Source organism: Gelidimonas diazotrophica, from assembly GCF_055694025.1.
On the sequence record NZ_CM146349.1, the window covers coordinates 1,924,131 to 1,940,099 of the forward strand.

The following is a 15,969-nucleotide window of genomic DNA, read 5'->3' on the forward strand; positions in this document are numbered from 1 at the left end:
TCATTTAATTAAGGAATCTGTAACAGTTTATGAGTTTGCAGGCTGAGTTTCCATTGCGGATTATGCTTGCAGGTCTCGATCGCCAACTGGGTGTTGGCAACAGCATCCGGCCCATCCATCGGCTGCACGAAAAAATGCTCGAAATCGAGCGCTGCATAGTCGGCCAGGTTCTGGCTGGCTTGCGGGATCACGACTTTGATCTCGTTGCCCCGCTCGACTGCCAATATCGAGCCCATTTTCGGGCTGACGCAAATCCAGTCCACCCCGGCCGGCACTGCTATGGTCCCGTTGGTCTCGATGGCAATGGTAAATCCGTGTGCATGCATGCTGGCAATGAGCGCAGCATCCAGCTGCAGCAACGGTTCACCGCCGGTAAAAACGACGTATTTATTGATTGGATAATCCTGCGGCCACAGGCCGGCTATCATGTGCGCCAAGGCGTCGCTGTCGCGGAATTTTCCGCCGCGCTCGCCATCGGTGCCGACAAAATCGGTATCGCAAAATCGACACACTGCGCTGGCGCGATCAGCCTCGCGGCCCGACCACAGGTTGCAGCCGCTAAAACGGCAAAACACCGCCGGCCGGCCGGAGTGTGCGCCCTCGCCTTGCAAGGTATAAAAAATTTCTTTGATGCTGTATGTCACTGGGTTCTTCAAATTGGATAAAAAAATGGCTGCATCAATAATGGCATCAAGCCCGGAACAGTAAATTCTGCGTCACGGCACAAATTGTAACGTGCAGATGGCGTTCCCGCTAAAGACAAAGACGATGCGCCGCTCAAGGCGGCGCATCGTCCTGTGGACAAGCCGAAAATGCGTTCAATCGACCAAAATCATTCCCACTCGATCGTCGCCGGCGGCTTGCCGGAGATGTCATACACAACACGATTGATGCCGCGCACTTCATTGATGATGCGGTTTGAAACTTTGCCTAACAGCTCGTGCGGCAAATGTGCCCAGTGTGCAGTCATGAAATCCTGCGTCTGCACTGCACGCAGCGCCACCACGTATTCATAGGTACGGCCATCGCCCATTACGCCGACCGATTTCACCGGCAGGAATACGGCAAAGGCCTGGCTGGTCAGCTGATACCAGTTGCTGCCGCTGTTTTCATCTACGGTATTGCGCAATTCCTCGATGAAAATGGCATCGGCACGGCGCAACAAATCGGCGAATTCCTTTTTCACTTCGCCCAGAATGCGCACACCCAGGCCGGGGCCGGGGAATGGATGGCGATACACCATGTCGTGCGGCAGGCCGAGTGCGACGCCAAGTTCACGCACTTCATCCTTGAATAGTTCACGCAAGGGTTCCAGCAGTTTCAGGTTCAGGGTATCCGGCAAGCCGCCAACATTGTGGTGGCTCTTAATGGTGTGGCCTTTCTTGCCCTTGCCGGCGCTTTCGATCACGTCGGGATAGATGGTGCCCTGGGCCAGCCATTTGGCGTTTTCCAGCTTGCCGGACTCGGCCTGGAACACTTCGACAAATTCGCGACCGATGATCTTGCGTTTGGCTTCCGGGTCGGAGACTCCGACCAGCGCACCCATGAACTGCGTTGTGGCATCGACATGAATCACTTTTACGCCCAGATTCTTGCCGAACATGTCCATCACCATCTTGCCTTCATCCAGGCGCAACAAGCCGTGGTCGACAAAGACGCAGGTCAGCTTGTCGCCGATGGCGCGATGAATCAGGGCCGCAGCCACGCTGCTATCGACGCCGCCGGAAAGTCCCAGGATGACTTCGTCCTGCCCGACTTGCTGGCGAATGGTGGCGACAGCTTCGGCAATGTAGTCCGGCATATTCCAGTCGGACTTGCAACCGCAAATCTCGTGTACGAAACGACCGATGATGGCATTGCCCTGCAGGGTATGCGTGACTTCCGGATGAAATTGCACTGCGTAGAAGTGGCGTTCTTCATCGGCCATCGCTGCAATCGGGCAGTTGTCGGTCGATGCCATCAGCTTGAAGCCGGGCGGCATCTGAATCACCTTGTCGCCATGGCTCATCCATACCTTGAGCATGCCATGGCCCTCGGCGGTCACGAAGTCATTGATTTCATTGAGCAAGGCAGTATGGCCACGAGCGCGTACTTCGGCGTAGCCAAATTCGCGCACCAGTCCGTTTTCGACCTGGCCGCCGAGTTGGGCTGCCATGGACTGCATGCCATAACAGATGCCCAGCACCGGTACGCCCAGTTCAAAAACTGCCTGCGGTACGCGCGGTGTATCGCCTTCCATTACGGAATTCGGTCCACCCGACAGAATCACCCCGGCCGCGCCATAGTTGCGAACGAATTCATCCGATACGTCGTAAGGAAAGACTTCAGAAAAAACACCTGAGTCGCGCACGCGGCGGGCAATCAGTTGCGTGACCTGGGAGCCGAAATCGAGAATGAGAATTTTAGAATGCATGGAGGCGCTTTTACAAAAGAGACATTAAAACGGACATTAAGACGACGAGGGTTCGCCAGGATTAGCTTGGACAACACAATTACGGCCTGTTTTTTTAGCCGCGACCAAGGCTTTTTCGGCACGGTCGATCAATTCTTCGGAGCTTGCGTCAGGAAACGTGTCGGTCGATACGGTGCCGGCGCTGACCGTTAATTGGTGTTTGACAGCGCCGACCACTTCTGTGTGCGCCATGATGGCCAAGCGCATCCGCTCTGCCACCGCCAGCGAAACCAGATGTGACGCACCGGGCAAGACCACCATGAATCGATCGCCATCGTAACGGCCCAGCGCATCGTGGGGGCGGATGCAGGAACGCAGTCGGCTGACTACTTTGAGCAGCAACGTGTCGCCGCTCGGACGGCCATGTTCTTCATTGATGTTTCTAAAATAATCCAGATCAACAAGAACCATGGACAAGGGTTTTTGTGCCTGACGGCAATTGACCATCTCGGCCGATAATGCGCGCGTGATGGCGGCGCGGTTCCAGGTACCGATGAGGGGATCGGTTAGGGAATCCCGTCGCAAATTGCGATTCTTCTTGATCAGATCGAGTTGCGTTGCGCTTGCGCTATTAAGCCGCAATTCACGCTCGAACAGGGTTGCCAGGTCGGCCAAAAGCTGCCCGTCCTCCAGATTAAAAGTACGTGGCGCATAGTCGACCAAACAAACACTGCCGATAATCTGGTTCTGCGCATCCGTGATCGGCTGCGCCGCATAAAAACGAATGTAGGGCGCACCTACCACCAGTCGATGTTGGCGCAACGATGGATCGATACGGGTATCGTTAGCCACATACAAAGCTTGCGGAATTGGTAATCCATCGACAAAAGCGGCTTCGATTGCTGCCATCGAGCGCTCGGATTCCGCACTACCTGCCTTGTAATCGGCGATGCTGACAAAGCAGTTTGTAACACCGAACAAGCGCTTGCCGATACGCCGTATACGTAAAATTTGCTGATGAATGCTGAAACCGGAGACATCCAGCGGTACGGTATTAGCACAGCTCAAATCATCCATATTTTCTTGATGCGTCATTGTCATCCAGGAGCTTCCTGATCAAGCAAAAGGCGTAACTAGCACCTGTCACAAATTCGACAGGTGCAACAGGTTCGACAAACTCAATCTGCGCGGTAATTCGGCGCTTCCTTGGTGATTTGTACATCATGCACATGCGATTCGCGCATGCCGGCCGAAGTAATTTCGACAAACTCTGCTTTTTCACGCAGTTCATCAATGGTGGCGCAACCACAATATCCCATTGACGAGCGGATGCCGCCGACCAGTTGATACATGATGGCCAAGACGCTTCCCTTGTAAGCGACGCGACCTTCGATGCCTTCCGGCACCAGTTTGTCGAGGTTGTTGGCGGGGTCCTGGAAATAGCGGTCGGCCGAACCGTCGGCCATTGCTGCCAGACTACCCATGCCGCGATAGGATTTGTAACTGCGCCCCTGGAACAAAATCACTTCCCCTGGCGCTTCTTCGGTGCCGGCAAACATGCTGCCCATCATGACGCTGGATGCGCCGGCCGCCAGAGCCTTGGAAATATCGCCCGAGTAACGAATCCCGCCATCGGCAATGCACGGTACGCCAGTGCCTTGCAGCGCCTTGCTTACATTGGCAATCGCAGTAATTTGTGGCACTCCGACACCGGCCACGATGCGGGTGGTGCAGATAGAACCAGGGCCGATGCCGACCTTAACGCCATCAGCGCCATATTCGACTAGTGCCTTGGCTGCGGCTGCGGTGGCAATATTGCCGCCGATGACATCGATCATCGGGTAATTGGTTTTCACCCATTTGACGCGGTCAAGCACACCTTGCGAGTGGCCATGTGCAGTATCGACGACGATAACATCGACACCCGCCTTGACCAGAAGATCGATGCGAAGATCATTTTCCGGGCCGACTCCGACTGCCGCACCGACACGCAACTTGCCGTATTCATCCTTGGATGCAAACGGATGCTCAGTTGCTTTCTGGATATCCTTGACAGTAATCAGGCCGCGCAATTCGAATGCATCATTTACCACCAGTACGCGTTCCAGGCGATGCTTGTTCATCAGGCGCTTGGCTTCGACCAGGTCTTCACCTTCCTTGACGTATACAAGTTTTTCCCGGGGAGTCATCTTGTCTCGGGCTTGCGCATCCAGTTCATGCTCAAAGCGCAAATCGCGGTTGGTAATGATGCCAACCACAGTCTTGCCATCGACTACTGGGAAACCGCTGATGCCATGCTGTAATGACAACGCGATCACGTCGCGGATGCGCATGGTCGGCGGGATGGTAATCGGATCACGCAACACGCCCGACTCGAAACGCTTGACCTTGGCAACCTCCCGCGCCTGTTCCACAGCGGTCATGTTCTTGTGAATGATGCCGATGCCGCCCTCTTGCGCCATCGCAATCGCCAGCCGAGATTCTGTCACGGTATCCATTGCGGCCGAGGCCAGCGGCATGTTTAACGTGATATTGCGCGTCAGGCGCGTTCTCAGAGAAGTATCTTTGGGGAGGATGTTTGAATAAGCTGGGACGAGCAGCACGTCATCGAATGTGAGTGCTTTTTGAAGTAAACGCATCTTAATTCCTATTGGCGCAAAACAGGATTATACAGAAATCCGCTTTAAAAACGTTTTTCATGACAAATCCAATTTCGCGCCATTTGGACTTTATGCAGTTTTTTAGCGCATCAAGGTGCTGCAGGTTTCCGATGACGGAAAACAACGTCCACGAAAAACGCGAAGGTCACGAAAAAAGAGGGATAAGTGCAGGAACGAGTGCCGCCACTAAATTTAGCCGAGTATATTTTTATAAGCCAATGAATGCATGCGGTAACAACCATAAAAACACATATACTAGTCATCTCATGTATTCTGTGGTTTGTTCGTGCTTTTCGTGTTTTTCGTGGACAATGTCTCTTTCGTGGGTGTGTTCAGGCAATTTCCGCCACATGATGGCAAGCAACCATCCTGCCTTCAAATGGCAGCAATTGTGGAATCTCCACCCGGCAAAGTTCCGTAGCATGGGGGCAACGATTATTGAAGGCGCACCCTGGCGGAGGAGCCAGCGGCGAAGGTAATTCGCCGTGCAAAATGATCTTTTTCTGGCGCTGGGCGGGATCGATGCGCGGCGTGCTGGCAAGCAAGGCACGCGTATAAGGATGCAGCGGCCGGCTAAAAATCTGATGCTTGGCGCCGTGCTCGACCGTTTTGCCCAGATACATCACCAGCACTTCGTCGGCGATCATCTCGACTACGCTCAAATTGTGCGAGATGAACAGGTAAGCCACATCGCTCGCCTCTTGCAAATCCATCAGCAAATTCAATACCTGGGCTTGAATCGATACGTCCAGCGCCGATACCGGCTCATCGGCCACGATGACTTTGGGGTTCAGCATCAGGGCGCGGGCGATGGCGATACGCTGGCGCTGGCCACCCGAAAACATGTGCGGGTAACGGCCGTAATGCTCAGGTCGCAAACCAACCTGAGCCATCATGGCTTGCACGCGTTCCATACGTTCCGATTTGGCATGACCGGTATTGATCGCCAACGGTTCTTCCAGAATCGCGCCCACTTTCTTGCGCGGATTCAAGCTGGCATACGGATTTTGAAACACCATTTGCACCATCGGACGGACGTGCTTGCGGGCGGCCTTATCCGCGTTTGCGATATTGATGCCGTCCATCCATAACTCGCCGCCGGTCGGTGCTTCAATCATCACAACCTGGCGTGCCAGCGTCGATTTGCCGCAGCCAGATTCACCCACGACAGCCAGTGTCTTGCCTGGGGTAAGCGTGAACGATACGCCATCGAGCGCGCGCGCAGCCACCTTCGGCTTGAACCAACCTTGCGAAACCGCGTAGTGTTTGCTGAGATTTTTTGCTTCAAGCAGAATATTTGTATTTGTCATCATCAAACCTTTTGCCAGCCGTTGGTGGGAAGGCCTTGACTATCCAGCGGGAAATGACAGCGCGCCTGCGCCCCAGATGCGCCGGTCAATTCAGGCCGCTGCTGGCGACATTTTTCGGTAGCGTAAGGACAGCGCGGACTCAGCAGGCAGCCGCTAGGACGATCATATTGACCTGGCACGACGCCAGCCAGTGCCTGCAATCGATTACGGCCAATATTGTGTTCCGGCAGCGCGGCCAGCAAGGCTTGGGTGTAGGGATGCCTTGGCGCGTTAAAAATTTCCGGCACGCTTCCAGTTTCGACCACCTGCCCAGCATACATCACCACCACGCGTTTGACCGTCTGCGCGATCACGCTCAAATCGTGGGTGATGAGCATCAGCGCCATGCCGCGTTCGCGCTGCAATTGCAGCAACAATTCCAGCATTTGCGCCTGCACTGTCACGTCTAGCGCAGTGGTTGGCTCATCGGCAATCAGCAAGCGCGGATTACAAGCGATGGCGATGGCTACCATCACGCGCTGGCTCATGCCGCCAGACAATTGATGCGGGTAAGCATCCAGGCGGCGCTCGGCATCCGGGATATCGACTTGTTTCAATAGCGCCAATGCCTTGGCCCGAAGCACCTTGTTCGGTCCGCCTTCGTGGACGCGCAAGGTCTCCATCAACTGGTAAGCGACAGTAAAAGATGGGTTCAGGCTCGTCATCGGGTCCTGGAATATCATCGCGATATCCTTGCCCAACAGCTTGCGCCGCTCGCCTTCCGACATCTTCAGCAAATCACGGCCATCGAAAGCCATGCGTTCAGCCTGAACCCGGCCCGGATAATCGATCAATCCCATCAGCGCGAGCGAAGTGACGCTCTTGCCGGAACCGGACTCGCCCACGATGCCAACCACTTCACCCTGATCGATATTCAAATCCAGACCATCGACCGCCATGAAGGGTGCGTTTTCTGAGCCGAACTGAACGCTCATGTTCCTGATTTCTAAGAGTGCCATGGTGTTTTATTTTATCTATCGCTTCAGTTTCGGGTCGAGTGCATCGCGCAATCCATCGCCCATCAGGTTAAAAGCCAGCACGGAAACCAGAATCGCCAAGCCAGGAAAAGTCACCACCCACCAGGCGCTCTGGATAAATTCGAGCGCGCTGGACAGCATGGAACCCCATTCCGGCGTCGGAGGTTGCGCACCCAGACCCAGAAAACCCAGTGCCGCCGCATCCAGAATAGCGCTGGAAAACCCCAGTGTGGTCTGCACGATCAGCGGCGCGGCACAGTTAGGCAAAATGCAATTGAGCATCAGGCGCAGGTTGCCTGCGCCGGCGATGCGCGAGGCATTGACATAATCTTTCGATACTTCGCCGATCACGGCAGCACGGGTCAGGCGGGCAAAATGCGGCAGCATCACAATGGCTATCGCATACATCGCATTCATCAGGCCAGCCCCAAGAATGGCTACCACCGCAATCGCCAGCAAAAGGCTGGGCAAAGCCAGCATGATGTCCATCAAGCGCATGATGGCGACTTCAATTCCACCCCGAAAAAAACCGGCAAGCAGTCCGAGCACAACGCCGATACTGAGCGACAAAGTGACCGATACCAGACCGATGAACAGAGATAGCCGCGTGCCGTAAATCAGGCGCGACAGCATGTCGCGGCCGACTGGATCGGTGCCCAGGATGAATTTACTGCTGCCGCCATCCTGCCACATGGGCGGAACCAAAGTCACTTCACGGTATTGCGCAATCGCGGAGTGCGGTGCGATGACATCGGCCAGCAATGCCACTAATATCAATCCGATGACGGCAAACAGCCCTATCAAGGCGCCGCGATTCTGGCAAAAATAATCCCATAATTCACGCAATGGATGCGGCGGGATATGTGAAAACGTCGGTGAAAACGCCGGGGAAGACGCCCCGGAAGATGCAGGAGAAGTAGACGTTGGATTGCTCATGAGCTGTGTCGAATACGTGGATTGATGGCGCCGTACAGCACGTCAACAAGAAGATTGACGATGATGATAATGGTGGCAGACATCAGGATGCCACCCTGCACGACAGCATAATCGCGTCGCTGAATGGCGCTTACCAGCCATTTCCCGATGCCGGGCCATGAAAATATGGTTTCGGTCAAAATTGCACCGGCCAGTAGCGTACCGACTTGCAAGCCGATGATGGTAACCACCGGAATCAGTGCATTACGCAGTGCATGGATACCGATGACGCGCCATTTCGACAATCCTTTGGCGCGTGCGGTACGCACATAATCTTCGCGCAAGACCTCAAGCATCGCTGAACGCGTCATGCGGGCAATCACGGCAAGTGGAATTGTTCCCAGCGCAATTGCAGGCAAAACCAGATGCGAAAGTGCCGATTTGAAAGCCCCTGGCTCGCCCGACAGCAAGCTGTCAATCAGCATGAATCCTGTGACCGGCGGCAGATCGAACATGATGCCGATCCGGCCCGATACCGGCGTCCAGCCAAGAGTGACCGAGAACAGCAGGATGAGCAGCAGCGCCCACCAGAAAATCGGCATCGAGAACCCGGTCAGCGACAGACCCATCACCGAATAATCCAGATAAGTATTGCGCTTCAGCGCTGCCAATATGCCAGCGGGTATTCCGATCAATAGCGCCAATAGCATGGCGCACAAGGATAATTCGACTGTCGCAGGAAACAGTGTGATGAACTCTTTAAATACCGGTTCATGGGTTGAAAGAGAAAACCCGAGATCACCGTGAAGTATATTTTTCAAATAATCAAAATATTGCACATACAGCGGCTGATCAAGGCCGAATTCATGCAGCAGGCGCGCATAACGTGCGGCATCCATGCCGCGCTCGCCCGACATGGCTTCTACGGCATTGCCGGGAATCATGTGAATGAGCGAGAACACAAGTAAGGTAATGCCTAGGAAGGTCGGAATGACCAGACCTATTCGGCGCAGGAGAAATCCAAACATCGGGGGCCTTCGATAGTCAATTGGTGTTGTGCGATAGATTGACAGCGCCATACCCGCAACACTGCTTTACCTAATCCAAACCAAGCCAAGCCAAGCCAAGCAGGATCAGTCATAACGGTGTTGCGAGAACAACGCTTATCACTTGCAGAAATCTTATTTCTTCAAATCGACGTTGTTGAAATTAAAGTGGCCGGTAGGGTCCATCTTGAAGCTGATCACATTTTTTCGTACCGGAGTGTAGGCAACCGAATGGGCAATCGTAATCCACGGTGCTTCTTCCTTGACGATTTCCTGCGCTTTTTCGTACAACTTGCTGCGTTCGGCTTGTGTTGGAGCAACCTTGGCTTTCTGGGTCAACGCTTCAAAATCTTTGTTGCACCAACGCGCCACGTTACCTCCGCCATTGACCGCGTTGCAGCCGAGCAGCGTATCGAAGAAATTGTCCGGATCGCCGTTATCACCGGTCCAGCCGAACATCATCGACTGTTGTTCACCCGCTTTGCTGCGTTTTTTGTATTCGCCCCATTCGTAAGTGGTGAGTTTGGCTTTAACGCCAATCTTGGCCCAATCGGCCTGGATCAATACAGCCATACGCTTGCCATCCGGATTGTAGGGACGCGACACCGGCAGGTACCACAAATCTATTTCCAGACCATTCGGATAACCGGCCTTGGCTAGCAAAGCCTTGGCTTTGTTGACGTCATACGCGTAATCCTTAATCTTTTTGTTATAAGACCACATGGTTGGCGGAATCGGATTTATGGCAGCCTGACCGCCGCCCTGATACACCGAGCTGAGGATACTTTTCTTGTCCACGGCCATATTCAGGGCTTGGCGCACGAGCTTGTTGTCGAACGGTTTTTTCTCGACATTCAATGCAATGTAGCCAATGTTCAATCCTTCCTGCGACAACAGGTTAATCGCTGGATCGGACTTCATCATCGCGATATCGGCTGGCTTGGGATGCGCCATCACATGGCATTCGCCGGCCTTGAGCTTGGCATAACGTACCGATGCATCAGGCGTAATGGCAAAGATCAGATTGTCGATCTTCGGCCGGCCCTTCCAGTATTGATTGAACGCCTTGTAGCGGATGATGGCATCTTTTTGGTAAGAACCGAACGTGAACGCACCGGTGCCAATCGGTTCGCGGTCGATCACTTCCGGGGTACCGGCCGCCAGCATTTTGTCAGCGTACTCGGCAGACAAGATCGAGGAAAAGTCCATCGCCAGATTGGCAATGAATGGCGCCTCCGGATGCTTGAGTGTGAAGCGCACGGTTCTGTCGTCGATTTTTTCCAGTTTGTCGACGATATTGTTCATTCCCATATCTTCAAAATAGGCAAAAGTCTGGCCTTGCGCGGTCTTGTGGAATGGATGTGCAGGGTTCGCCATGCGGTTGTAACTGAACAAAACATCATCCGCATTGAAGTCGCGTGACGGTTTGAACTTGGCACTGCTATGGAATTTGACGCCCTTGCGCAGGGTGAAGGTATACGTCAGGCCATCAGGAGATATCACCCAGGATTCTGCCAGTCCAGGACCGACCTTGGTCGTGCCAAGTTCGAATTCGACCAAACGGTTATACATCGGCACCGACGAGGCATCGAAGGTTGTGCCCGTGGTAAAGAATTGCGGATTAAAACCTTCCGGGCTGCCTTCCGAGCAATACACCAGGTTAGTAGCAGCTGCAGCGAATCCCGCGTAAGCAAACAAGACCGCAAGTACGCCAGTCTTGATCGCATATTTTCCATTTATTCCCATTGTCCGTTCTCCTCTTTAGTATTGAATTCAATGAATTGAATCGCTTTATTTCTCACCGGATGAGAATGTTTTAAGCACTTCACGCTCCGGCTAGACCGGGACAAATATACCTTCAATTCAATCCATAGTTCAGTCCTTGTTTGCATAGGGTTATGCAAACAAGGACTGAGATTTTTGCTGAGGTTGTGGGAAATACCAGAAAAAATATCTGAACGGAAGTTAGGCGGCAAGCCAGTTAGCGGACGTTCCAGATTAGACTTGATGCGACTGCAGGTAATCCCATAACTGCGCAACCAGGCGCTTTCCCGGTTTTTGGCTGGAGGGTTTTTCGCGGTACAAGCGAATTTCCATATCGGTTTCCCAGCGCAGTTGCGGGCTATCTGCGCGCACCAATTGCTGCTGCGCGAGTTCCTGCGTGACGGCTGACTCCGGCAGGAATGCAATGCCATGACCTTCCAGCGCCATCATCTTCAAGGCTTCCGCGGTTCCCGTCTCATAGCATTTTTCCAGATGCAATGGCATCAGGGCATCGGCCTGGATCAAATCGACAATGCGACCAAAATAGGCAGTGCTTGCATAGGATAAGTACGGCAGCGGTGCATCAGCACTCCCCGGCAACGCGAACTCTGGCCGGCCGGCCTGATCGCAACGGCTGTAAGCGCATAGCGTCTCGCTGCCCACAATCATCATGTCATAGCGGCTGGTATCAAGCTGGAGCGGTTGCAGCGGGTGGTAAAAAGTCAGCAGCAGATCACAACCGCCTTCGGATAACACCAACACGGCATCATGCACATTGAATGCCGTCAGCCGCGCACTGAACGGGCCGATGGCGGATTTCAGGTCTGTCAGCCATTTGGGGGTATAGGTCAGCGCCAGCGTATGGTGAACTGCAAAATCAATCGAAGATTGGGTACTGGAACGATTCTGGCGCAACAATGCCCTGACATCGTTGATCTGGCCGAGCATGGCGATGGCCTGCTCATAAAACAGATGCCCTTCTCGCGTCAGACTGGTGGGGAATGAGGTGCGGTCGATCAGATCGGTGCCAATCCAGGCCTCAAGCGATTTAATGCGGCGCGAAAACGCCGATTGCGTCACATGACGCTGCTCTGCCGAGCGGCTGAAGCTATGTGTTTGCGCCAGAGAAATAAAATCCTCCAACCATTTACTATCCATTGCACTGCATTTCTATATAATATTTTCGGTTGAAAGTACGGTTGCGACGGATTATAAGACGTAAATCAGAGACGTAAATCAGCACGACAATCCTATGGCTCGCATACTTATGTTTCTTCCCAGTTTTCATAAAACCACCATGCAGCAACCTTTCCGGTTGACTGAATCAGCAAGGCAACAATGAACCACTTGTATCTCAAACGCCTCACCGCATTGGCTATTGCCAGCCTGATACTTGGCCTGTCGTCCCATGCTGTTGCCCAGTATGTATGGCTCGATGATAAAGGCGTAAAGCAGTATTCCGACATACCGCCGCCAGCCACGGTGCCGAGCCGGCACATATTGAAGTCTCCGGGCGCAGCAAATCGGGCACCTGTTTCCGGTATTGCGCCCGAAGCTGCTTCAGCCGGGAACGATAATGCGGCGACTGTGGCAACAGCGAAGCTGCCGCTGACAACCGCTGAAAAGAATGCCGACTTCCAGAAGCGCAGGCTGGAACAGGCTGAAAAAGACAAGAAAGCAGCCGATGAAGCCCAACGCGCGGCCGACAAGAGCAAAAACTGCGAGCGCGCCAGTGCTTATCAGAAAGCGCTCAATTCCGGTCAGCGCATCTCGCGGCAGCGAAAAGACGGCCAGCGCGATTATCTGAGCGACGCAAACCGCGCCCAGGAATTGCGCGACACGAAGAGAATTCTCAGCGAATGTAAATAAACGTTGTTTACAGGTAAATCATCCTTGCACGCTGGGATTTACCCCCAGTTTTCTGTCGGCACGTCGGCGGCGCGACTCTTTCGGGTCTGCTATTAGCGGCCGATAAATCTCGATCCGGTCGCCATCCCGCAGAATCGTTTCCAAAGTCTTGAGTTTGGCGTAAATGCCGACACGGCAAGTCAATAAGTCAATTTCCGGCATGTCACGCAGTATCCCGCTGTGCACGATTGCTGCCTGCAAGGTGCTTCCAAGCGGCACGCTGACGTCGCGCAATAGCTGAACTTCCGGCTTGGCGTAACACACCTGCACCTGTATCTGCACATTGCCGACAGCCTTATCCATACGCGGTCTCCGCCCTTTTGCAAAATGATTCGACAAAACTATTGGCGATCATGCCGAATACCGGCCCGATGAGTTTATCCAGAATCCGGTTGGAAAATTCATATTCCAAGTCGAATTCAATTTTGCAGGCATCTTCGCGCAGCGGCTTGAACACCCAGGAACCCTGCAGTTGCCGGAATGGACCTTCCAGCAAGCGCATTTGTATCGACGTGGGCCGGACATTGGTATTTTCCGTTGTGAAGGATTGCTTGAGCCCGTGATAGTGTATGGCGATGGTTGCGACTAGCCCATGCCCATCGGCTGCGCGATCGCGCACCTCGGTACCGCCGCACCAGGGCAGGAAGCGTGGATAATCCTCCACCTTGTCAACCAGAGCAAACATCTGTTCGGCGCTATAACCTACAATTACTGATTTATGTACTACTGCCATCGAATCTCAACCGTTTGGTAAAATTACACGAATTCTAACCGACTCCCCTTATTGCCCCATCACATGACCATAGTTGACAACAGAAAAGCTTTCCATGACTACTTTATCGAGGACCGCTTTGAAGCCGGTGTTGCCCTGCATGGCTGGGAAGTCAAAGCTATACGCGCCGGACGGGTCCAGCTCAAAGAAGCCTATGTGATCGCACGCGATGGCGAGATTTTCCTGTTCGGCGCCCATATCAGCGCAATGCTGAGTGCCTCCACCCATGTCCATCCGGAAGCCTTGCGCACCCGCAAGCTGCTGCTCCATGCTGCCGAAATCAGTAAGCTAGTCAGTAAAGTTGATCGCTCCGGCTATACCCTGGTGCCAATCAACCTGCATTTCGTGCGCGGGCGTGTCAAGTGTGAAATCGGACTGGCCAAAGGTAAGAAACAACACGACAAACGCGATACCGAGAAATCACGTGATTGGCAGCGCGAGCAACAGCAAATCATGAAAGTGCATCGGCGCTAAACATTTAAGTCTTCACTCTATTATCTTTAAATTTTTAGCGTGGTATGCCATAAAATATGGCGTTTTACGCAGTATTCTATTGATATATATTTAATACGTATGCCTGTATGTATTAAAACACATAAAAATTGTTCGGAAACCACAGATCTGACTGATCTACATAAAAATGGAATTGGCAGCCGTTTTGACACGGCGGCCAATCGAGAACCGCTAATGACGCATCGTCTATCAGGATTTTTGCTGTGACTTGACAACCTGCATCGCAGTGGCAATCAACCCGCTGATATCGCTCATATTGGCCGGAACAATAATCGAATTATTGGTCTTGGCTAAATTGGCAAAGGCACTGACGTATTGTTCTGCCACTTTCAGATTCACCGCATCTGCGCCGCCGGGTTCCCGGATCGCCGCAGCAGTCTTGCGAATCGCATCCGCATTCGCCTCAGCCAAGGCCACGATCGCTTTGGCCTGCCCTTCTGCCCGATTAATCGAAGCTTGCTTTTCGCCCTCTGACTTGGCTATCGATGCTTCCCGCTCGCCGGTTGCGATATTGATCTGCTCCTGCTTGCGCCCTTCGGAAGCGGCAATCAAAGCCCGTTTTTCACGCTCGGCGGTAATCTGCGCTTGCATTGAATGCAGAATTTCCTTGGGCGGCGTCAAATCCTTGATCTCGTAGCGCAACACCTTCACGCCCCAGTTCGCAGCCGATTCATCGATTGAGCTGACGACACTTAGATTGATGTGGGCGCGTTCTTCGAACGTCTTGTCCAGTTCCATCTTGCCAATCACGCTACGCAGCGTGGTTTGCGCCAGTTGCGACACGGCGTAAATGTAATTTGAAGAACCATACGAAGCGCGCATCGGATCGGTCACCTGGAAATACAGAATGCCATCGACTTCCAGTTGCGTATTGTCCTTTGTGATACAGATCTGGCTAGGGACATCCATCGGGATTTCCTTCAGTGAATGCTTGTAGGCGATGCGGTCGATGAACGGCAAAACGATGTTCAGACCTGGCGCCAGCGTACCGTGATACTTGCCAAAACGCTCGACTACCCAGGCATTCTGCTGCGGCACGACATTGATGGTTTTAACCACAAAAATGATCGCCAGAATGAACAGGATGATTGAAATGCTGCTGAAATCAAATGCCATGGTGTGTCCTTTAGGTAACGGTATTGGCGACAATCAAGTGACTGCCGCGTATTTCACGAATGACGAATGCGCCGGTAATTGCCTCTGCACCCGGCATCAGTTCGATGTCCCACATTGCACCTCGATACATCGTGCGCGCATGATTACCCTGCCATTGCTTGACATGCACGATTTGCCCGATATCGAGATTGACATTCGGGTCGCGTGCTGCAGGCAATTTGCGCTGTTTTCCAAAGCTGCTTTTACGCAGTAAAAAGGTGACGATTGCCCCTGCGATCGCCGCAATCACCATTTGCACAGAAAAAACAAAACCGGCCAACGCCGCTGCACCACCCGCCAGCGCCCCCAATGCAATCATCAGCAAGTAAAACGTGCCGGTGAATATTTCGGCAATGACGAGGATGCCCGCCATGCCGAACCAGATCATCCAGTCATGCATCCGATGCTCCTTTTTGAGTGTTGTGAAATAAGTGGTCCCTCATTGCGATAAGCTGGCCCGTGGAAACAGGCTCACCATCGTAGGCTAAAAAAAACGCGAGCCGACCAGGTCGGCTCGC

The 15,969-nt window shown here is 53.3% G+C and carries 16 protein-coding genes; 2 read left to right on the top strand and 14 right to left on the bottom strand.

The window, feature by feature from the left end:
• Positions 1-8 precede the first annotated feature (8 nt).
• From queE to KGFNPO_RS08940, 10 genes are all read right to left on the bottom strand, one after another.
• Positions 9-644 (bottom strand): 7-carboxy-7-deazaguanine synthase, encoded by a 636-nt coding sequence (gene queE, locus KGFNPO_RS08895; protein ID WP_472630951.1) that lies wholly within the window; start codon positions 642-644, stop codon positions 9-11.
• Between the two features lie 188 nt (positions 645-832).
• Complete coding sequence (gene guaA, locus KGFNPO_RS08900; RefSeq protein ID WP_472630952.1) at positions 833-2,413, bottom strand: glutamine-hydrolyzing GMP synthase; 1,581 nt, start codon at positions 2,411-2,413, stop codon at positions 833-835.
• 36 nt (positions 2,414-2,449) lie between these two features.
• Positions 2,450-3,487 carry a sensor domain-containing diguanylate cyclase gene (locus tag KGFNPO_RS08905; RefSeq protein ID WP_472630953.1) on the bottom strand — a complete coding sequence of 346 codons (1,038 nt, stop codon included), beginning with the start codon at positions 3,485-3,487 and terminating at the stop codon, positions 2,450-2,452.
• A gap of 83 nt (positions 3,488-3,570) precedes the next feature.
• Positions 3,571-5,031, bottom strand: a complete 1,461-nt coding sequence (gene guaB, locus KGFNPO_RS08910; protein WP_472630954.1) for an IMP dehydrogenase — start codon at positions 5,029-5,031, stop codon at positions 3,571-3,573.
• Positions 5,032-5,384: 353 nt separating this feature from the next.
• A complete protein-coding gene (locus tag KGFNPO_RS08915; protein WP_472630955.1) occupies positions 5,385-6,362 on the bottom strand; it encodes a peptide ABC transporter ATP-binding protein in 978 nt (325 codons plus the stop codon).
• 2 nt (positions 6,363-6,364) lie between these two features.
• On the bottom strand, positions 6,365-7,360 hold the full coding sequence (gene dppD / locus KGFNPO_RS08920) for a dipeptide ABC transporter ATP-binding protein (protein WP_472630956.1): 996 nt from the start codon (positions 7,358-7,360) through the stop codon (positions 6,365-6,367).
• A gap of 15 nt (positions 7,361-7,375) precedes the next feature.
• Complete coding sequence (locus KGFNPO_RS08925; protein WP_472630957.1) at positions 7,376-8,314, bottom strand: ABC transporter permease subunit; 939 nt, start codon at positions 8,312-8,314, stop codon at positions 7,376-7,378.
• Positions 8,311-9,321 carry an ABC transporter permease subunit gene (locus tag KGFNPO_RS08930; RefSeq protein ID WP_472630958.1) on the bottom strand — a complete coding sequence of 337 codons (1,011 nt, stop codon included), beginning with the start codon at positions 9,319-9,321 and terminating at the stop codon, positions 8,311-8,313. The genes KGFNPO_RS08925 and KGFNPO_RS08930 overlap by 4 nt, the downstream gene beginning before the upstream one ends.
• Before the next feature lie 153 nt (positions 9,322-9,474).
• Complete coding sequence (locus KGFNPO_RS08935) at positions 9,475-11,085, bottom strand: ABC transporter substrate-binding protein (protein ID WP_472630959.1); 1,611 nt, start codon at positions 11,083-11,085, stop codon at positions 9,475-9,477.
• 252 nt (positions 11,086-11,337) lie between these two features.
• Positions 11,338-12,261 carry a LysR family transcriptional regulator gene (locus KGFNPO_RS08940; RefSeq protein WP_472630960.1) on the bottom strand — a complete coding sequence of 308 codons (924 nt, stop codon included), beginning with the start codon at positions 12,259-12,261 and terminating at the stop codon, positions 11,338-11,340.
• A 180-nt stretch (positions 12,262-12,441) separates the two neighbouring features.
• Between KGFNPO_RS08940 and KGFNPO_RS08945 the strand changes: the two genes are divergently transcribed.
• On the top strand, positions 12,442-12,972 hold the full coding sequence (locus KGFNPO_RS08945) for a DUF4124 domain-containing protein (protein ID WP_472630961.1): 531 nt from the start codon (positions 12,442-12,444) through the stop codon (positions 12,970-12,972).
• A gap of 18 nt (positions 12,973-12,990) precedes the next feature.
• Here KGFNPO_RS08945 and KGFNPO_RS08950 read toward each other — a convergent pair whose 3' ends face one another.
• Positions 12,991-13,314, bottom strand: a complete 324-nt coding sequence (locus KGFNPO_RS08950; RefSeq protein ID WP_472630962.1) for an RnfH family protein — start codon at positions 13,312-13,314, stop codon at positions 12,991-12,993.
• On the bottom strand, positions 13,307-13,744 hold the full coding sequence (locus KGFNPO_RS08955) for a type II toxin-antitoxin system RatA family toxin (RefSeq protein ID WP_472630963.1): 438 nt from the start codon (positions 13,742-13,744) through the stop codon (positions 13,307-13,309). Before KGFNPO_RS08955 ends, KGFNPO_RS08950 begins: the two co-directional genes overlap by 8 nt.
• 63 nt (positions 13,745-13,807) lie before the next feature.
• On the opposite strand from KGFNPO_RS08955, the gene smpB reads away from it, so the two are divergent.
• Positions 13,808-14,257 (top strand): SsrA-binding protein SmpB, encoded by a 450-nt coding sequence (gene smpB / locus KGFNPO_RS08960; protein WP_472630964.1) that lies wholly within the window; start codon positions 13,808-13,810, stop codon positions 14,255-14,257.
• A 228-nt stretch (positions 14,258-14,485) separates the two neighbouring features.
• Here the strand turns inward: smpB and KGFNPO_RS08965 are convergent, their stop codons facing one another.
• Positions 14,486-15,412 carry an SPFH domain-containing protein gene (locus KGFNPO_RS08965; protein WP_472630965.1) on the bottom strand — a complete coding sequence of 309 codons (927 nt, stop codon included), beginning with the start codon at positions 15,410-15,412 and terminating at the stop codon, positions 14,486-14,488.
• Positions 15,413-15,422: 10 nt separating this feature from the next.
• Complete coding sequence (locus KGFNPO_RS08970; RefSeq protein ID WP_472630966.1) at positions 15,423-15,851, bottom strand: NfeD family protein; 429 nt, start codon at positions 15,849-15,851, stop codon at positions 15,423-15,425.
• Positions 15,852-15,969: the final 118 nt, after the last annotated feature.